Source organism: Paracoccus aestuariivivens (genome assembly GCF_009711225.1).
Lineage (GTDB): Bacteria > Pseudomonadota > Alphaproteobacteria > Rhodobacterales > Rhodobacteraceae > Paracoccus > Paracoccus aestuariivivens.
Genome location: NZ_WMIE01000003.1, coordinates 149,180 through 166,679, shown reverse-complemented (window position 1 = coordinate 166,679; position 17,500 = coordinate 149,180). Strand labels below are relative to the sequence as shown.

16 protein-coding genes are annotated in these 17,500 nt (G+C 63.5%); 6 read left to right on the top strand and 10 right to left on the bottom strand.

Annotation, left to right across the window (positions count from 1 at the left end):
• Window positions 1-36: 36 nt before the first annotated feature.
• From GL286_RS08325 to tuf, 4 genes are all read right to left on the bottom strand, one after another.
• Window positions 37-1,881 (bottom strand): ABC transporter ATP-binding protein, encoded by a 1,845-nt coding sequence (locus tag GL286_RS08325; RefSeq protein WP_155095101.1) that lies wholly within the window; start codon window positions 1,879-1,881, stop codon window positions 37-39.
• Between the two features lie 74 nt (window positions 1,882-1,955).
• Complete coding sequence (locus GL286_RS08320) at window positions 1,956-2,366, bottom strand: GFA family protein (RefSeq protein WP_155095100.1); 411 nt, start codon at window positions 2,364-2,366, stop codon at window positions 1,956-1,958.
• 56 nt (window positions 2,367-2,422) lie between these two features.
• On the bottom strand, window positions 2,423-3,316 hold the full coding sequence (gene yghX, locus GL286_RS08315) for a YghX family hydrolase (RefSeq protein ID WP_155095099.1): 894 nt from the start codon (window positions 3,314-3,316) through the stop codon (window positions 2,423-2,425).
• A gap of 164 nt (window positions 3,317-3,480) precedes the next feature.
• Complete coding sequence (tuf, locus tag GL286_RS08310) at window positions 3,481-4,656, bottom strand: elongation factor Tu (RefSeq protein ID WP_155095098.1); 1,176 nt, start codon at window positions 4,654-4,656, stop codon at window positions 3,481-3,483.
• 232 nt (window positions 4,657-4,888) lie between these two features.
• On the opposite strand from tuf, the gene GL286_RS08305 reads away from it, so the two are divergent.
• Window positions 4,889-5,842, top strand: coding sequence for a DUF533 domain-containing protein (locus tag GL286_RS08305; protein WP_155095097.1), 954 nt, complete (start codon window positions 4,889-4,891; stop codon window positions 5,840-5,842).
• On the opposite strand, the gene dinB is transcribed toward GL286_RS08305, so the two are convergent.
• The 3 genes from dinB to GL286_RS08290 are packed head-to-tail and all read right to left on the bottom strand — an operon-like array spanning window position 5,833 to window position 9,370.
• Window positions 5,833-6,918 carry a DNA polymerase IV gene (dinB, locus tag GL286_RS08300; RefSeq protein WP_343038851.1) on the bottom strand — a complete coding sequence of 362 codons (1,086 nt, stop codon included), beginning with the start codon at window positions 6,916-6,918 and terminating at the stop codon, window positions 5,833-5,835. The genes GL286_RS08305 and dinB overlap by 10 nt on opposite strands.
• A complete protein-coding gene (gene ygfZ / locus GL286_RS08295) occupies window positions 6,915-7,631 on the bottom strand; it encodes a CAF17-like 4Fe-4S cluster assembly/insertion protein YgfZ (RefSeq protein WP_155095096.1) in 717 nt (238 codons plus the stop codon). The genes dinB and ygfZ overlap by 4 nt, the downstream gene beginning before the upstream one ends.
• Window positions 7,631-9,370, bottom strand: coding sequence for an ABC transporter ATP-binding protein (locus tag GL286_RS08290; RefSeq protein ID WP_155095095.1), 1,740 nt, complete (start codon window positions 9,368-9,370; stop codon window positions 7,631-7,633). The genes ygfZ and GL286_RS08290 overlap by 1 nt, the downstream gene beginning before the upstream one ends.
• A 124-nt stretch (window positions 9,371-9,494) precedes the next feature.
• Between GL286_RS08290 and GL286_RS08285 the strand changes: the two genes are divergently transcribed.
• From GL286_RS08285 to GL286_RS08265, 5 genes are all read left to right on the top strand, one after another.
• The gene (locus GL286_RS08285) at window positions 9,495-10,667 is read left to right on the top strand and encodes a pyridoxal-phosphate-dependent aminotransferase family protein (protein WP_155095094.1); all 1,173 of its coding nucleotides are present in this window, start codon (window positions 9,495-9,497) and stop codon (window positions 10,665-10,667) included.
• A 52-nt stretch (window positions 10,668-10,719) separates the two neighbouring features.
• Complete coding sequence (locus GL286_RS08280) at window positions 10,720-11,775, top strand: siderophore-interacting protein (RefSeq protein ID WP_155095093.1); 1,056 nt, start codon at window positions 10,720-10,722, stop codon at window positions 11,773-11,775.
• 144 nt (window positions 11,776-11,919) lie between these two features.
• Window positions 11,920-13,056: a tonB-system energizer ExbB gene (gene exbB, locus GL286_RS08275; RefSeq protein ID WP_155095092.1), complete on the top strand. Its 1,137-nt coding sequence runs from the start codon at window positions 11,920-11,922 to the stop codon at window positions 13,054-13,056.
• A 3-nt stretch (window positions 13,057-13,059) separates the two neighbouring features.
• On the top strand, window positions 13,060-13,548 hold the full coding sequence (gene exbD, locus GL286_RS08270; RefSeq protein WP_155095091.1) for a TonB system transport protein ExbD: 489 nt from the start codon (window positions 13,060-13,062) through the stop codon (window positions 13,546-13,548).
• Window positions 13,545-14,396, top strand: coding sequence for an energy transducer TonB family protein (locus tag GL286_RS08265; RefSeq protein ID WP_155095090.1), 852 nt, complete (start codon window positions 13,545-13,547; stop codon window positions 14,394-14,396). Before exbD ends, GL286_RS08265 begins: the two co-directional genes overlap by 4 nt.
• On the opposite strand, the gene GL286_RS08260 is transcribed toward GL286_RS08265, so the two are convergent.
• The 3 genes from GL286_RS08260 to GL286_RS08250 are packed head-to-tail and all read right to left on the bottom strand — an operon-like array spanning window position 14,386 to window position 17,395.
• A complete protein-coding gene (locus GL286_RS08260) occupies window positions 14,386-15,297 on the bottom strand; it encodes a hydrogen peroxide-inducible genes activator (RefSeq protein WP_246184879.1) in 912 nt (303 codons plus the stop codon). The genes GL286_RS08265 and GL286_RS08260 overlap by 11 nt on opposite strands.
• A gap of 53 nt (window positions 15,298-15,350) precedes the next feature.
• A complete protein-coding gene (locus GL286_RS08255) occupies window positions 15,351-16,631 on the bottom strand; it encodes a hemolysin family protein (protein ID WP_155095088.1) in 1,281 nt (426 codons plus the stop codon).
• A gap of 38 nt (window positions 16,632-16,669) precedes the next feature.
• Window positions 16,670-17,395, bottom strand: a complete 726-nt coding sequence (locus GL286_RS08250) for an exopolysaccharide biosynthesis protein (protein ID WP_155095087.1) — start codon at window positions 17,393-17,395, stop codon at window positions 16,670-16,672.
• Window positions 17,396-17,500: the final 105 nt, after the last annotated feature.

Below are 17,500 nucleotides of genomic sequence, written 5' to 3'. Positions count from 1 at the left end.
ACGCGAACGGCCGCGCAAGAAAGTTGGCGGCGACAATCAGTCGCTCTCCAGAAAACCGCCCGATTGCCGTGCCCAAAGCCCGGCATAGATGCCGCCTTTCGACAAAAGTTCGTCATGCGTGCCCTGCTCGACGATCTGCCCCTGCTCCATCACGACCAGCCGGTCCATCCGCGCGATGGTCGATAGCCGGTGCGCGATGGCGATGACGGTTTTTCCCTGCATCAGCATTTCGAACTGGCTCTGGATCGCGGCCTCGACCTCGCTGTCTAGCGCGCTCGTCGCCTCATCCAGCACCAGAATCGGAGCGTCCTTCAGCAGAACCCGCGCGATGGCGATGCGCTGACGCTGCCCGCCCGAGAGCTTCACCCCACGCTCGCCGACATGCGCCTCCAATCCGCGCCGCCCCTGAGAATCGCTGAGCGTCCCGACGAAATCCGAGGCTTCGGCCAATTCCGCCGCGCGCAGGATCATGTCTTCGCCGGCATCGGGTCGACCATAGGAAATGTTATCTCGAATCGAGCGATGCAGCAGCGACGTATCCTGCGTCACCACGCCGATTGCTCCGCGCAAAGATTCCTGCGTCACGCGGCTGATGTCCTGCCCGTCGATCCGGATTTCGCCCGAGCCGATGTCATGGAAGCGCAGCAGCAGGTTCACCAAGGTGGATTTGCCCGCGCCCGAGCGTCCGACAAGGCCGATCCGCTCTCCCGGCGCGATCGACAAGGTCAGGTGGTCCAGAACGGCCGTGCCCTTGCCTTCCTCCGGCCCACCATAGCGGAAGGTGACATCACGGAACTCGACTCCACCATGGGTCACGACCAGCGGCTTCGCCTCGGGGACATCCGTCACCATACGGGGCAGCGACAGCGATCCGATGCCGTCGCGGACAGTGCCGATATTCTCGAATAGGCCCGCGAACTCCCACATAATCCAATGCGACATGTTCCCCAGCCGCAGCGCCAGCGGGATGGCGATGGCAACCGCGCCGACCTCGATCCGGCCTTGCGTCCAAAGCCAAATCCCCAGTGCCGTGACCGAGAAGGTCAGCCCCGAATTCAGCGACGACAGCAGGATGTTCTGCACCGAGGCCAGCCGCATCTGCCGATGCACGGTCTGCAGGAACCCGTCCATGCTGTCGCGGACGTAAGCCTCCTCGCGCGAGCTATGCGAGAACAGCTTCACCGTCGAGATATTGGTATAGCTGTCCACGACACGGCCCGTCATGACGGCTCGGGCATCGGCCTGCGCCTCGCTGACGCGACCGATCAGCGGCACCAGCCACCACAACAACACACCGTAAAGTAGCCCCCACATGAAGAACGGCACCGCCAGCCAGCCATCGGTCGAGGCCGCCAGAATCAACGCTCCAAGGAAATAGACCCCGACATAGACCAGTACGTCGAGGAACTTCATCGCCACCTCGCGCACGGCCAAAGCCGTCTGCATCAGCTTGGTGGCGATCCGGCCCGCGAACTCGTCCTGAAAATAGCTCATCGACTGGCGCAGCAGGTAGCGATGCGCCTGCCAGCGGATGCGCTGCGGCAGGTTCCCCATCAGGGTCTGGTGCATGAGCAGCGAAAAGATCACCTGCAAAAGCGGGATGCCGATTACCAGAATCGCGGCCATCCATAGCAGGCGGCTGCCCTCGACTTGCCAAAATGCGGCGCGGTCGGTTCCAGCCAGACGGTCAACCAACTCGCCCAGATAGCCGAACAGGATCACCTCGAAGACCGCGATCATCGCCGAGCATGCCGACATCGCCAGCATAAAACCCCACGCCCCGCGCGAGAAATGCAGGATGAACCGCCACAGCCCCTTGGGAGGCATCTGCGGCTGATCGGCAGGATAGGGATCGAGCCGGCTTTCGAACCAGCTGAACATGATGGACCTCGTGGATTTTGCGGGCCTTTGGCACCGGGCGGCACGTTCACATGCGCCCGAAAAAGGTGCAAGAGCTAGAGATGCCGTGTCTCGGGCGCCGGATCCCACCAAGCATCATGCGCGCCGTCCGCGTAAGTTACCGGAGCCGCGATAAGGTCGGCCTCGGGGACATCCAGCGCGTTGATGCAGACCATGACAAACGGCCCGCCCAGTTCGGGAATATTTCCCTCGGTCCAAAGCCGTGTACCGCATCGAACGCAGAAGCGATGATGCATCGCGATGCCGTCCGCCTGACTGCGTGGCGTCTCGGCCAGATGCTCGGCCCCTTGCAGCAGGCGAAAGCCCGCAGCGTCGGGCAAACGCATCTCCCAATAGCGCATCTTGCGGCAGAAGCGGCAATTGCAGCGTGACGTCCCTTGGGACAGATCGCCGTCAGCTTCGAACTGCACCGCACCGCAGAAGCAGGAACCGTGATAGGTCGTCATGGCAAAACCTCCTGATGGTTGCTCCCATCCTGAGGCAGTGCTGCTGACAGAACCTGTCAGTTGGCGAGTTTCTCGGCAAAGAAGCCCTGCGTCCGGTCCCATGCCAGTTTCGCCGCCGCCTCGTCGTAGCGCGGCGTCGTGTCATTGTGGAAACCATGCTGCGTGCCGGGATAGATGAAGGCTTGGTACTCCTTGCCACCCGCCTTCAACGCCGCCTCGTAATCCGGCCAGCCCGCATTCACCCGCTCGTCATTCTCGGCGTAATGGATCAGCAAAGGGGCCTTGATCCGCGCAACCTCCTCGGCGCGCGGCTGGCGGCCATAGAATGGGACCGAGGCTGAAAGTTCGGGGTAAGCCACCGCCAGAGCATTGCAGACTCCACCGCCATAGCAAAAGCCAACGCAGCCCACCTTGCCGGTCGAATCGGGATGGTCGCGCAGGAATTCATAAGCGGCGAAGAAATCCTCCATCAACTTCGGCGGGTCTAGGCTCGCCTGCATCTCGCGGCCCTTCTCGTCATTGCCGGGATAGCCGCCAATGGAACTCAGGCCGTCCGGCCCGAAAGCCACATAGCCCGCCTTGGCCAAACGCCGCACGACATCCGCGATGTAAGGGTTCAGCCCGCGATTCTCGTGCACGACCAGCACCGCCGCGAGCTTGCCCAAGGCATCAGAGGGCCGCGCCATCAGGCCCGAAATCTTGCCGTTGCCTTCGGGGCTGTCATAGCTGACCGTCTCGGTCTTGATCGCCGGATCGTCGGGGGCGACTTGCTGGGCCAGCGCGTAATCGGGCTTCAACGCCTCGAAGATTGCTGCGGCTGACATGCCCACGGTCGCGAATTGTGCCGCCTGAGTCATGAAATCCCGCTTCGAGACACGGCCATGCACATAGCCGTCGAAAATCTCCAGAATGCGCGGGTGGAAATCGGAAGCCTTCCTGCGTTCGTTCATAGCCCTACCCTCCCAATGGCGGGCGCAGGGTAACACGGGGACCGGTAAATCCTCGGTAAACTTTGTCGGAAAATTGTCGCAGAAATGGAAAAGGCCGCCCCCGAAGGGACGGCCCTCTCGTCGCGATATCCCCGAAAGGATCACCCGACGATTCGTTTCCCGAATTACTTCAGGATTTTCGAGACGACGCCGGCGCCGACGGTACGGCCGCCTTCACGGATAGCGAAGCGCAGCTTCTCTTCCATGGCGATCGGAGCGATCAGTTCGACTTCGAACTTCAGGTTGTCGCCCGGCATCACCATCTCGGTGCCTTCCGGCAGCTTCACGGTGCCGGTGACGTCCGTGGTGCGGAAGTAGAATTGCGGACGGTAGTTCGCGAAGAACGGAGTGTGGCGGCCGCCCTCTTCCTTGGTCAGGATGTAGGCTTCGGCTTCGAAGGTGGTGTGCGGGGTCACCGATTTCGGCTTCACCAGAACCTGGCCACGCTCGACGCCGTCACGGTCGATGCCGCGCAGCAGAACGCCGACGTTGTCGCCAGCCTCCCCGCGATCCAGCAGTTTGCGGAACATTTCCACGCCGGTGCAGGTGGTTTTCTTGGTGTCGCGGATACCCACGATTTCCAGTTCGTCGCCGACGTTGACAGCGCCGCGCTCGATACGGCCGGTGACCACGGTGCCGCGGCCCGAGATCGAGAACACGTCTTCGATCGGCAGCAGGAACGGCTGGTCGACAGCGCGCTCGGGGGTCGGGATGTAGCTATCGACAGCCGCGATCAGTTCGCGGATCGAGTTCTCGCCGATCTCGGGATCGCGGCCTTCCATCGCGGCCAGAGCCGAGCCTTTGATGATCGGAATGTCATCGCCGGGGTAGTCGTAGGACGACAGGAGCTCGCGCACTTCCATCTCGACCAGTTCCAGCAGCTCGGCGTCGTCAACCTGGTCGACCTTGTTCAGGTAGACGACCATGTAGGGGATGCCGACCTGACGGCCCAGCAGGATGTGCTCGCGGGTCTGCGGCATCGGGCCGTCAGCAGCGTTCACAACCAGGATCGCGCCGTCCATCTGGGCAGCACCGGTGATCATGTTCTTGACGTAGTCGGCGTGGCCGGGGCAGTCGACGTGGGCGTAGTGACGCGATTCCGACTCGTACTCGACGTGCGCGGTCGAGATCGTGATGCCGCGAGCGCGCTCTTCCGGAGCGCCGTCGATCTGGTCATAGGCCTTGAAGTCACCAAAATATTTGGTGATCGCAGCCGTCAGCGTCGTCTTGCCGTGGTCAACGTGACCAATGGTCCCGATGTTGACGTGCGGCTTATTCCGTTCAAACTTTGCCTTTGCCATCATGGCCTCCAATCAGAGAGGGCCACCCGCGCGACGACCCCCATCGTGAAACATCCGCCGCGACTTATATTTGTGCAGGGGAAAAATCAAGGGCAGCCAAGCAATGCTGGTCAACCGGCATGACCGACGCGACGTCGCGGATACGGTTTGGAACCAAGCCATCGCCTCGTTGCTTTAGGCCGTACCGGCGACCCGTCAAAACGGCGGGCGCCTTTTCACGTCGGAGGACGAGATGAGCCTGATGAAATCGCTTGCCCGGGTTGCGGCCGGGATCATGCTGGCCAAGGGAATCGGCACGATGATGAAGAATGCCCAGGGCAGCAAAACGGCCGGGGGCTCCACCCAGGCCGGACACCCGCCCTCGGGTAGCATATTGGATGATATCGTTGGCAAGACAGGCGGCGCGCCGGGCCAACAGGCCAGTGCCGGTGGTCTTGGAGACATACTGGGCCAGATCCTTGGCGGTCGCGCACCCGGCGCAGGTGGAGGCACGCCCTATGGCGGCGCGCATTCCCCCGCAGGGCGTGCGAGCGGCGGGCTTGGCGGTATCCTTGACCAGCTGACCGCGGGCCGAGGCGGCACAACCAGCGCAAGTACGGGTGGTGGTCTTGGCGGCAGCCTTGGCCAGATTCTGGCGGGCGGCGCGGCCGCAGGGGGTCTCGGTGGCATCCTTGGCGATCTGTTGGGCGGGTCGCAGGCCAAGGCATCGACGGGCGCGGCGGGCGGCCTTGCGCAAAAAGGCTCGCAGCCCACGAATGATTCGAGCTTCGGCCAGATCCTGAATCAGGCGCTGGCGAATGGCGGCGAGCCCGACACCCCGCCGACGCCGGAACAGAACGCCGTTGCAGGGCTGATCCTAAAGGCAATGATCCAGGCCGCGAAATCCGACGGCAAGATCGACGAAGCCGAGCAGGCCCGCCTGACCAAGGAATTCGGCGAACTTGACGAAGAGGAACGCGCCTTCATCCGCGAGCAGATGGCTGCCCCCGTCGATGCCGCTGCCCTTGCCCGCGAAGTCCCTCAGGGGCTTGGTCCGCAGGTCTATATCATGTCCCTGATGGCCATCGACTTCGACAATCGCGCCGAGGCGGAATACCTGCACTCGCTGGCGACGGCTTTGGGACTGGACAAGGCCACCGTGAACGGCATCCACGAGAAGGTCGGTGCGACCAACCTTTACGCCTGATCGAACAGGCCAAGCTGGCGCGGGGCCTCATCGGCCCCCGCCTCCCCCAGCGCAGAAAGCGTGATGCCCAGAAGCCGCACGCCATGCGGATCGGCGAAGACCGGCGCCAGCAGTTCCCGCGCGATTTCGAACAACTCATCGCGGCCCGAAACAGTGCGCGGCAAGGAACGCGCCCGTGTGATCTGCCGGAAATCCCCGTATTTCACCTTCAGCGTCACCGTTCGCCCGCCACGTCCCGCATTCGAGGCGTGTCGCCAGACCTTGTCGGCCAGCGGAGCGAGTTCGTCGATCGCCGCAGCCAGATCGCGCAGGTCGTCGAAAAAGGTGTTCTCGGCCCCGATGGACTTGCGAATGCGATCCGGCTTGACCTCGCGCGTGTCGATACCCCGCGCGATATTCCAGTAATAGGTGCCGGATTTGCCGAAGCGGGCGCTCAGGAATTCCAGACTCTGCCGTGCCAGATCGGCGCCGGTCAGGATGCCATGCGCCTCCATGCGGGCGGCGGTCGCAGGTCCGACGCCGTGAAAGCGGGCGATGGGAAGCGAATGAACGAATTCGGCCCCCGCCTCGGGCGGGATCACGAACAACCCGTCGGGCTTACGCTGATCCGAAGCGAGTTTTGCCAGAAACTTGTTGTAGCTGACTCCGGCCGAGGCGGTCAGCCCCGTCGCCTCGCGAATGCGGGCACGGATTTCCTGTGCGATCCGCGTTGCCGTGCGGCCTTCCAGATAATCGGTCAGATCCAGATAGGCCTCGTCCAGCGACAGCGGTTCGATCAACGGGGTGTAGGCAGCGAAGATTTCGCGGATTTGCTGGCTGACCGCGCGGTAGACATCAAATCGCGGCTTCACGAAGATCAGGTCCGGACACAGCCGGCTTGCCCGCATCGAGGGCATTGCCGACCTCACCCCGAACCGGCGCGCCTCGTAGCTGGCCGCAGCCACCACGCCGCGCCGCCCGCCTCCGACGGCGACGGGCTTGCCGCGCAGATCAGGATTATCGCGCTGTTCGACCGATGCAAAAAAGGCATCCATATCCACATGGACGATGCGGCGGATACGCCCTTCCTCGGTCACGCAAGGATGCGGGCATCCCCCGCCACCAGCCCCTCGCCCATCCGGTCAAAGCGCATATAGGCGATGGCACGACCGCCCGATTGGGTAAAGATCATACCCGCTTCGCGCCCGTCCTGCATCAGGATCGGCGTTCCGACCGGAGCCTCACCTTCGATATCCAAGGTCACCAGTCCTTTGCGCAACTCGGTCTTGTGCTTCATGCGCGCGGTCACTTCCTGACCGACATAGCAGCCCTTGCGGAAATCGACGCCATGCAGACGCTCGAACCCGGCTTCAAGAATGAATGTCTCGTTCGGGATCAGTTCGATCAGCGTTTCCGGAATGCAATGTTCGACACGGATCGCATCGAAATCCGCGCCGTCATCGCCTTGCCCGCCGTAAAGCCGCCAGCCCAGTGCCTGGTGTCGCGGATCGGAAATCGCCGCATCCGGCATATCGCCAATTCCACGTGAAACCGTCAGATCGGTGGCCTCAAGCGTGACGTCCGACCGCAGTTTGTACATCGACAGACGCCGCATCAGATCATCCGCTAGGCGCGCATCCACGTCGATCAGCAACCGCTCGCCCTGCGGGACGATCAGGAAATCGGCCAGATACTTGCCCTGCGGCGTCAGCAGCGCGGCCCAGCACGGCACGTCTCCGACCTTGTTCGTCACCAAGCCTTGCAGGAACTGGACCCGATCAGGCCCCGAGACCGCCAGAATGCGCCGCATCATTCTTCTCCGAATTGCAGTTTGACCAGCGCCGCATAGGCGCCGCCATTAGCCATTAGCTGGTCATGATTACCTTCCTCGACAACCCGTCCGGCTTCCAGCACGACGATCTTGTCGGCCTGCCGGATGGTCGACAGCCGGTGCGCGATGACCAGGGTGGTCCGCCCGACAGACAGCCCGTCCAGCGCCTCTTGCACCATCCGTTCGCTTTGCGCGTCGAGCGCGCTGGTCGCCTCGTCAAGCAGCAGGATCGGCGCATTGCGCAGGATGGCGCGGGCAATGGCAACCCGCTGGCGCTGCCCGCCCGACAGGGCCGAGCCACGCGGTCCGGCCGGAGTATCCAGCCCGTTCGGCAAAGGATCGACGAAATCCGCGACATGCGCCGCCTTTGTTGCGGCACGCAGACGGGCCTCGTCCTCGGGATGGCCCAGCAGGATATTCTCGCGCAGGGTTTCGTCAAACAGTGCCGCTTCCTGACTGACTGTCGAATACTGGTCGCGCAAGGTCGAAAGGTCGAAGTCGGAGAGCGGCACGCCGCCGAGCGTGATCACCCCCGAGGCCGGATCGACCATGCGGGTCAGCAGGTTGAAGACGGTCGATTTACCCGCCCCCGACGGGCCAACCAGCGCCGTGGTTTTCCCCGCCTCGGCGACAAAGCTCAGCCCGTTCAATACCGGATGATCGTCATAGGACAGACACACGTCCTGAAGCCGGATCGTCGTGTCAGACGGCGGTTCCCGACGCGGGCCCGAAACGATGCTGGGCCGCATATCAAGGATTTCATAGATCCGCTCAAGGCTGGCGGCGGCGGTCTGCCATGTTCCGGCAAGGCTGCCCAGACGGCGCAGCGGCTGGAAAGCCAGCGCCATTGCCGTGAAGAAGGACATGAAGTCGCCGACCGTGCGTTCGCCGGACATGACCTCGGCCCCGCCAAGCCACAGCACCCCCATGAAACCAAGGCCGGTCACGACATCGACCAGCGCCGGAATGGTTGCGCCGATGGCCGACATCTTGATCTGGCCCTGACGGATACGCCCGACAATATCGCCGAAGCGGCTGGTCTGGTATTCCTCCATGCGGTTCAGCTTGACCGCGTTGATCCCGTGTAGAACCTCGTCCAGCCGCGTCGCGCGTTGGCTGGCATTCTGGCGGTTCTGGCGCATCTTGCGCCGGATATAGCGCTGCACCATCACCATCGGCAGGATCAGCAGCGGCGCTCCGATCAGCGCGGCCATGGTCCATTCGGGATCGACGGCAATCGCCACCCCGAACAGCGACACCAACGAGACCACGTCCCGCCCCGCCCCCGAGATGAAGGTCGACCAGACCCCCTGCACCGCGATGGAATCGCCCTGTACCCGCTCGATCATCGCGCCGGGCGGGTTCTTCTGGAAGAAGCTGCCATCGAGCGTCATGATATGGCGCAGCATGTCGGTCTGCATCGTGGTCGAGACTGCCAGCGATACCGACGTCATCAGGCTGCGGTTGATCACGAAAGTCGCGGCGCGGATCAGAAATAGGCCGAAGATCGCGCCTCCGACCCACCAGATCGCATCCGCGTCACCGCCAACGAATACGCGGTCGAACAGCGGCTTCAGCATCCAGCTAAGCAGACCAAGGGTCGAGCCTTCGACGATCAGAAAAACCAACGCCAACGCGATGCGCGGCCAGTAGGGGTTCAGATAGTCCCGCCACATTCGCGAGAACAGATTGGCTGTTACTTGTAGTTTTTCCGCCATCGCTGCCTCGCTTGAAACTGGCCAAGGGATACGGCGTGCGGCCACTCGGGGCAAGTGGTGGGCCTGTTGACGCCAGAACAGCGCCGCCCTACCGATTGCCCAACCTGCAGAAAGGCGGCACGTCATGAGTTTTGCCCTTGGGCGCCCGATCATCGCGATTCCCGGCCCCTCGCCCGTTCCTGATCGCGTCTTGCGCGCCATGCACCGGCCGTCTCCGGATATTTACGGACCGGAACTGGCGCAGGAAAACCGTGACATGATCGCGCGACTGAAGCGGCTTGCCGGAACCAGAGCAAATTGCGTGCCCTATATCGGCAACGGTCATGCGGGTTGGGAAGCTGCGAACGTGAACCTGTTCAATCGGGGCGACAAGGCATTGGTGCTGACCTCGGGGCATTTCGGGCGCGGCTGGGCGCAATCGGCCCGCGCCTTGGGTATCGAGGTCGAGGAACTCGATTTCGGCCTGACCCCTCCCGATCCGCAGCGTCTGAGCCAAAGGCTGGCCGAGGACCGCGACCGTACGATCAAAGCCGTGCTGGTCTGTCAGGTCGATACCGCAAGCTCGGCCCGCGCCGATATCCCCGCGATCCGGGCCGCGATGGGGGACCATCCGGCACTACTGGCGGTCGATGCCATCGCCTCGCTCGGCTGCGAGCCGATGCAGTTCGACGATTGGGGGATCGACCTGCTGGTTTCGGCCAGCCAAAAGGGATTGATGGTTCCTCCGGGGCTGGCGCTGCTGTGGTTCTCGGAACGGGTCGGGCAAATGGGACGCACCGATCTGACGACGCCCTATTGGAACTGGACCCCTCGCGCCGAAGCAACCGAGTTGTGGCAGTTCTGGGGCGGAACGCCTCCGGTCCAGCATATCTACGGCACGAACGAGGCGCTGACCCTGCTGCTGGACGAGGAAACCCTGCCCGTGGCGCTTGCCCGCCACGACGCACTCGCCCGTGCGACTTGGGCCGCGCTTGAGGCATGGGGCGCGGGTGGCACGGGCATCGGTCCGGTTGTGGCCGATCCTGCGGGTCGGGCACGCTCGGTGACCGCGGCGACGATCCCGAATGCGACGGCTTTGCGGCGCTGGACGCAGGAAAAGGCCGGACTTACACTGGGCATCGGTCTGGGCGCAGCCGATCCCGAGGCCGGTCTGCGGATAGCCCATATGGGCCATGTCAACGCGCACCAGCTTCTGGGAACGCTGGCCGTGATCGAGGCCGGTATGGACGCACTTGGCATCCCGCATGGTTCCGGCGGGATCGAAGCTGCGGCGCGACTGATTGCCCAATCGGCCTGAACATGGTTTTGCAGCCTGTCGCGCCTATTCTATGCAGGTTTAAGGGTTCTTCATGCGGTTGACGACACCCCCTGAGTTCCGGTCCGAGGCGATGCTTCTGGGCATCGACTTCGACCAGATCGACCAGTTGCTGCGGCACGAGGCCGAGGAACACGGGCTGGATGTGCATAACGGGCACGGCCGCTCGACATGGTGCGAAACCGAGATGGGCGAGTTCGGAGCCAAGAAACGTGGTAACAACGTTCTGGTCTTTGCACGCGCCCATCGCCCCGAATGGCTTTCGGCCATTCAGGAAGCCATTGTCGAGCATCTGGCCGAAACGATGCCCGAGATCGCCCGCGATCTGCGCTGGTCGTCCTTGGCCGATATCGGCAAGCTGCCCGCTAATTTCAGCTTCGCGCAGGTCGGCGAGGTGCGGCAGATCGGCGCGGCATTCCTGCGCATGCGGTTGCATGGTGCGGATCTGGCGCGGCTTGCAACCACGGATTCGATCCATTTCCGGTTTGTGCTTCCGCCTGATGGCGATCCCGCTCCGGAATGGCCGCGTATCGGACCGAACGGACAGGTCCAATGGCCTGCTGGTGCAAAGGCCTTGCACCGCCCCGTCTATACAGTGTGCGATATCGACGCCGATGCCGGTTGGCTTGATACCGACATCTATCTCCATGACGGCGGCCGGATCACAGAATGGGCGAAATCCAATCCAGTCGGCGCGAAAGTCGGGCTGATGGGCCCCTCGGGTGGTGGGATTCCCGAAGCCAAACGATTGATTCTGGCGGGGGATGAGACCGCTTATCCGGCTATGGCCCGGATCATCGCACAGGCTTGTGATGCGCAAGGCGAGGCATATCTTCTGGGCCGATCCGCCGATTATCCGATACCCGAACGGCAGGGCATGACCGTCAGTCACTTGGCCGGTGGGATGGATGAGCTGACCGCCATCTTGCGGGAAAACATACATGACACGGCGACTTACATCTGGATGGCTTCCGAAAAGGGAAGCATCGCTGCCGTCAGACAGCTGCTGTTCAACGGGATCGGCCATGACAAGCATCTGACGCATCTCGCGGCATATTGGAGCAAAGGTGGCCCCGAACAGGGAACTTGAAAGCCGCCCTATAGTTGACAATTTTACATTGACGCCCGATACCCTCCGCAAAACCGCGGCCAAGGGGCGCATTCCGTTTCATTGAACCGGATGGCCTCGCAGCGAATGCGGACGGACCTGATGCCGAAGACCCGAAGGATCACCATGAGCCAATCGTCGCTGCCGCGCCTTCGCGCGGGGACCGCCCTTATGTTCGCCTGTCTCCTGACGGCACTTCCCGTTGCCGCCCAAGAGGCGACCAGCAATGCCACGACTCCGGCGACGACGCCTGAAGCAACGACGACTGCACCGCTGGTAACGCCTCCGGCCCCGACTTCGACCACTGCCCCGACTCCCGCTCCGGCCGAACAACTTGCCCCGACGACACCTGCCCCCGTGCCCGTGCCCGCGACGCCGGACAATCCGGCAGCCTCGCCCGAACCTGCAGCAACCAATCCGGCAACCGCACCCGCACCCGCAGCCGGTCAGACCGATGTTACGCCCGTTGTCGAAGCGCCCGCCCCGCAACCGGCCGAGGACAGCATTCTGCCGCAAGTGCTGCATGACGCGCTTGAGCCGCTTTCGCCGCAGGAACGCGATCCGAACCTGCCGCATGACCTGTCGCCGATGGGTATGTTCTGGGCCGCCGACTGGGTGGTGAAGGGCGTGATGATCGGGCTGGCATTCGCCTCGGTCGTGACATGGACCGTGCTTTTCGCGAAGCTTCTGGAACTCGCTGGCGCTCTGGGCCGCGTCCAGTCCGGCATCCGTCGCGTGGAAAGCGCCTCCAGCCTGACCGCCGCACTTGGTGCAACCGGTCGCCGCAAGGATCCCGTCTCGCGCATGATCCGCGCCGCCGCGACCGAGTATGACCGTTCGGCCCCCGCGCTTGATGTCGCCGGCGATACCGGCCTGAAGGAACGCGTCGATTCCCATCTGGAACGTATCGAGGCTGTCGCCGGTCGCCGCATGGGTCGCGGCACGGGCGTTCTGGCCACCATCGGTTCGACCGCGCCTTTCGTCGGTTTGTTCGGCACCGTCTGGGGCATCATGAACAGTTTCATCGGCATCTCGGAATCGCAGACCACCAACCTTGCCGTCGTGGCCCCCGGCATCGCCGAGGCGCTGCTGGCCACCGCTATCGGCCTTGTCGCCGCGATTCCGGCGGTCGTCATCTACAACGTCTTCGCCCGCGCCATCACCGGCTACCGTCTGCGGCTTGCCAATGCCTCGGCCGGAGTGAAGCGCCTTGTCAGCCGCGATCTGGACTTCCGCGGCGCCACCCCTCGTAGCGAGGTCTGATCCATGGCTGGCGGTATTCGCGAATCCGGCGACGATCTGGTCGAGAACCACGAGATCAACGTCACGCCCTTTATCGACGTGATGCTGGTGCTGCTGATCATCTTCATGGTGGCAGCGCCCTTGGCGACGGTCGATGTGAACGTGGATCTGCCCGTCTCGAACGCGACCCCCGCACAGCGACCCGACCAGCCGGTCTGGGTCACGGTGAAGCCCGACCTGACGCTGGCCCTTGGCAATGACGACATCCCCGAGGGCGGTCTGGCCGCGGCGCTTGCCGCTGCTACCGATAATGATCGCGAGAAGCGCATCTTCCTGCGTGCCGACAAGGCCGTGACCTATGGCGATCTGATGGGCGTGATGAACACCCTGCGCGAGACCGGCTATCTGAAGATCGCGCTGGTCGGTCTGGAAACAACCGCCGCCGCGCCCGGTGCGGTTCCGGCCCCTACCGCCGCTGCGCCTGCGGCCCCTGCCCCGGCGGCCCAGCCATGAGCGCGCGGGGGGTGATCCGCGACGGCGCACTTTGGGGTTCGGCGGCTGTCGTCGTGCTGGCCGCGCATCTGGGCGGCGCGCTGTGGATCTTGCACCGCGCCGAGGCCGCTGCGCCCCCCGGTCTGCCCGATCCTGTCTTTGTCGAGCTTGCCCCGATGCCCGAGGCCGCTGCGCCGCCGGACGAAGCCGAGGCCCCCGAAATGGCCGAGGCCGCGCCGGAACCTGAACCCGAGCCGGAACCCGAACCGGAGCCGGAGCCGGAGCCCGAACCCGCACCTGATTTCGTCATGGATCAGCCCCTGCCCGAGCTTGAACCGCTACCGGACATGAGCACGTTGTTCCCGCCGCCCGCGGATGCCGTGGTGCTGCAGAATTCCGTTCGTCCCAAGCCGCGTCCCGAGCCTCCCGAACCTGAGCCAGAACCCAAGATCGCCCAGAAAGAGCCCGAGCCGAAAAAGGTCGAGAAGAAAAAAGAAGTTGCCAAGGAAGAACAGCCCGAGCGCAAGGCTACGACCACGGTCCGCGCCCAACAATCGAACCGCTCGGCGGCTCCGGCCCAAGGTGCAAAACCTTCCGCAAAGGCCGAGGCCAACTGGACGGCCAAGGTCAATTCCATCGTCGGCCGACACATGATGCGGGCGAGGGTTCGGCAAGGTGGCGTCACCGTAACGTTGCGGTTTACCATCAATGCGAATGGCAGTGTTTCAGGGGGCAGGCTGGCAGGATCGACCGGCGATGCGCAAACCGACGCGGCATTGTCCCGTCAGGTGGCCCGACTACCCAGAATGCCCGCGCCACCGTCAGGACAAGCGATCGCCATGACACTTCCGGTGACGATCAAACGTTAAGCGCCCGAACCCCCAGCGCGGGTGCAAGGCCGCGGATCACCTCGGCCAGCGCCCGCGCATCGGTTCCCGCATCGGCATTGCGCCGCCAGACCACCGCCAGATCGCGCGAAGGCTGAGGCTCGGCAAAGGGGACGACGCGCAAACGGCCGTCGTGATTTTCGTCCGCAAGGGCGATACGCGGAATCAGCGTCATCCCCAGACCGCTCGACACCATCCGCATCAGGGTCGCCATCGACGCCGCCTCAAGATTGACCTTCCGGCGCGGGTTCCGCATGCCGCAAACCTCTAGCGCCTGATCGCGCAGGCAATGCCCGTCCGCCAGCAGCAAAAGCCGCTCGGCGGCGATGCTTTCTGGTTTGGCGGGACCGGACAGGAATGTGGTATCATCCTCGGAGACCGCAATCAGGAATTCGTCGCGCAGGACAGGTTGGGCCATGATTCCGGCTTCGACGACGGGCAATGCCATCAAGGCCGCATCGAAACGATGGCTGATCACCCCCGCGACCAGTTCGTCGGTGACAACCTCGTGCAGTTCCAGATCCAGCGCCGGATGGCTTTGCCGCAGCACGGGGATCAGATGCGGGATCAGATAGGGCGCAACTGTCGGAATAATCGCAAGTCGCAGCTTTCCCGACAAAGGCGTATGTCCGGCACGCGCCACCGCCTGCAAACGCTGGGCCGTATCCATCAACTCTTGCGCTATGGGCAAAAGCCGGTCGCCCAGAGCGGTCAGCCGCACCGGCCCCGTGCCCGCGCCCCGCTCGAACAATGCACCGCCCAGACGCGCCTCGAGTTGGGCGATCTGGCTGGACAGCCCCGGTTGCGAGACATTCGAGGTTTCGGCCGCTCGCCCGAAATTGCGCAGACGAGCGACGGCAAGGAAATAGGTGATTTGGCGCAAGGTGAAATTCATAACGCATGATTATCACGATGCGCCGCAATGAAAACCCCTGATTAAGCCACCACCCCTACACGCGAGACCAGAAGTTTGTCGATCCGCCGTCCGTCAAGATCGACGACCTCGATCCGCCAGCCGTCCCATTCGACCACTTCGCCGACCTGCGGAATCTGGCCCGCCAGATCCAGCACAAGCCCCGCGACCGTCGAATAGTCGTGATCTTCGGCCAGAGGCACGTTCAGACGGTCGGCGAATTCATCGACCGGCATCCAGCCAGCGATCAGCATGCTGCCATCCTCGCGCAGCACCAGCTTGGGCTCGTCGTCGTCCATACCCGAGAATTCGCCGGTGATCGCCTCAAGCACATCCATCGGCGTCACCACGCCCTCGAAATGGCCGTATTCATCGTAAACCAACAGCATCTGCCCCGGAGAGGCACGCAGGCGGCTGATGACCTCGGGGGCGTCCATGGTTTCGGGGATGATCGGCGCGGGCTTCATCAGCGCACGCAGGTCGTAATCCTGAGGGCTGATCGCGATCAGGTCGGCGCTGGCCACCACGCCGATCATCTCGTTCTCGCCGCCATCGCTGACGGGCAGACGGGTACGGTGGCCTTCCTTGAACTTCAGCGCGACCGTTTCGTAGCTGTCGCTGACATTGATCGCGGGAATATCGCGGCGCTGGGTCATCAAGCCACGCGCGCTGCGGTCGGCGATGCGCATTACGCCCGCGATCATCTCGGTTTCGGCGCGATGGATGACGCCCGCATTTTCTGCCTCGGCAATGACAAGACGGATTTCCTCGTCCGAGATGCCACGATCATCCTCGCCGGTCTGGCCCAGCAGCGACAGGACCAGCCGACCCGAGCGATCAAGCAACCAGACCAGCGGCGCGGCCACCCGCGAGATGGCCAGCATCAGCGGCGCGACGCGGATGGCGACCGTCTCGGGAGAGCGCAGCGCGATCTGCTTGGGAACCAGTTCGCCCAAGATCAGGGACAGATAGGTGATCGCCACGACGACACCGCCCATGCCCAAAGGCTGTGCCAGTGACGGAGAAACACCCCAGGCCGGCAGCGCATTGGCAAGCCGCGCCCCCAATGTCGCCCCCGAAAAGGCACCCGACAGCACGCCGACCAGTGTGATGCCGATCTGGACCGAGGACAGGAAACGTCCCGGCTCTTCGGCGAGCCGGATGGCGATTGCCGCTCCGCGATTGCCCCGATCCGCCTGCACCTTCAACCGCGCGGTACGCGACGAGACGATGGCCAGCTCGGACATGGCCAACAGGCCATTGAGCAGGGTCAAAAGGACGACAATGGTTATTTCGATCCACATGGAAGAAGCTCAGTTCCGGTAAGGATGCGCGTGCATGGTCAGACCAACGCTTGCGACAACAGAAAGATAACGGCTTTGATCATCGCATAGACGACCCCCACCGCGATGATAAAAGAGGCGATGCCAAGGACGACACCGATGCCCGTCCACAGCCCGTCCCGTTCCAGCAGGCCCAGCATCATAACGCTGATTGCCAAAGCGGGGGGCATGTTACCAAGCGGTACGGGCAGCAGAAGCACAACGGACAGGACAAGGCAGAACGCACCGACCACTTGCTCGGCACGGGGCGTGACAAGGGTGGCCAGTCTTGGCCGCAACATGCGCTCCAGCGCGGCAAGGACCGGAGTCACCCGCCGCATCAACCCCGCAAAGACCGTTCGCGAGATCGAGCGCCGCGCGATGACCGGTGGCAACCACGGCCTTTGCGCCGTCATCTGCTGCCATGACAGGTAGATCAGCGGCCAGCCCAGAATGGCCGATAGCCCCGGCGGAGCAGGCACGACATTCGGCGCGGCAAAGATCAGGATCAACGCGGCCAGCGCCTGCCCCGGCATCAGGTCCAGCAGATCGCTCATCGCGATCCGCTCTCGAGCGGGGTCTTGCGCAAGTGCCGTCAGGCGCTGCGAGAGGCTCTGGCGCGCCGTTGGACGTCTGGGGCCGGGCTCCGGCGGGGGATCATCCTCGGATGCGGGGATGACGGTTTCGACTTCGCCCGGCCCGCATCGTCGCGGAGGCTCGGATTTGTCGGAAATGTCGTCGATCATCAGGGTCGGCGGCTGTTGTCCGTTAAAGTGACACCCCACTGTAGCGATATGTCTGGCAAGAACAACTGCTCATGCCGATTGGGCGCGTACTAACTTGCAGTCCCT

Bases quoted from the DNA above. Each gene is read 5' to 3' on its own strand.
- GL286_RS08265 (WP_155095090.1), top strand. From the start codon at position 13,545: ATGAGCGCGCGGGGGGTGATCCGCGACGGCGCACTTTGGGGTTCGGCG.
- exbD (WP_155095091.1), top strand. From the start codon at position 13,060: ATGGCTGGCGGTATTCGCGAATCCGGCGACGATCTGGTCGAGAACCAC.
- exbB (WP_155095092.1), top strand. From the start codon at position 11,920: ATGAGCCAATCGTCGCTGCCGCGCCTTCGCGCGGGGACCGCCCTTATG.
- GL286_RS08250 (WP_155095087.1), bottom strand. From the start codon at position 17,395: ATGATCGACGACATTTCCGACAAATCCGAGCCTCCGCGACGATGCGGG.
- GL286_RS08305 (WP_155095097.1), top strand. From the start codon at position 4,889: ATGAGCCTGATGAAATCGCTTGCCCGGGTTGCGGCCGGGATCATGCTG.
- GL286_RS08280 (WP_155095093.1), top strand. From the start codon at position 10,720: ATGCGGTTGACGACACCCCCTGAGTTCCGGTCCGAGGCGATGCTTCTG.
- GL286_RS08325 (WP_155095101.1), bottom strand. From the start codon at position 1,881: ATGTTCAGCTGGTTCGAAAGCCGGCTCGATCCCTATCCTGCCGATCAG.
- GL286_RS08290 (WP_155095095.1), bottom strand. From the start codon at position 9,370: ATGGCGGAAAAACTACAAGTAACAGCCAATCTGTTCTCGCGAATGTGG.
- GL286_RS08255 (WP_155095088.1), bottom strand. From the start codon at position 16,631: ATGTGGATCGAAATAACCATTGTCGTCCTTTTGACCCTGCTCAATGGC.
- GL286_RS08320 (WP_155095100.1), bottom strand. From the start codon at position 2,366: ATGACGACCTATCACGGTTCCTGCTTCTGCGGTGCGGTGCAGTTCGAA.
- yghX (WP_155095099.1), bottom strand. From the start codon at position 3,316: ATGAACGAACGCAGGAAGGCTTCCGATTTCCACCCGCGCATTCTGGAG.
- ygfZ (WP_155095096.1), bottom strand. From the start codon at position 7,631: ATGCGGCGCATTCTGGCGGTCTCGGGGCCTGATCGGGTCCAGTTCCTG.
- tuf (WP_155095098.1), bottom strand. From the start codon at position 4,656: ATGGCAAAGGCAAAGTTTGAACGGAATAAGCCGCACGTCAACATCGGG.
- GL286_RS08285 (WP_155095094.1), top strand. From the start codon at position 9,495: ATGAGTTTTGCCCTTGGGCGCCCGATCATCGCGATTCCCGGCCCCTCG.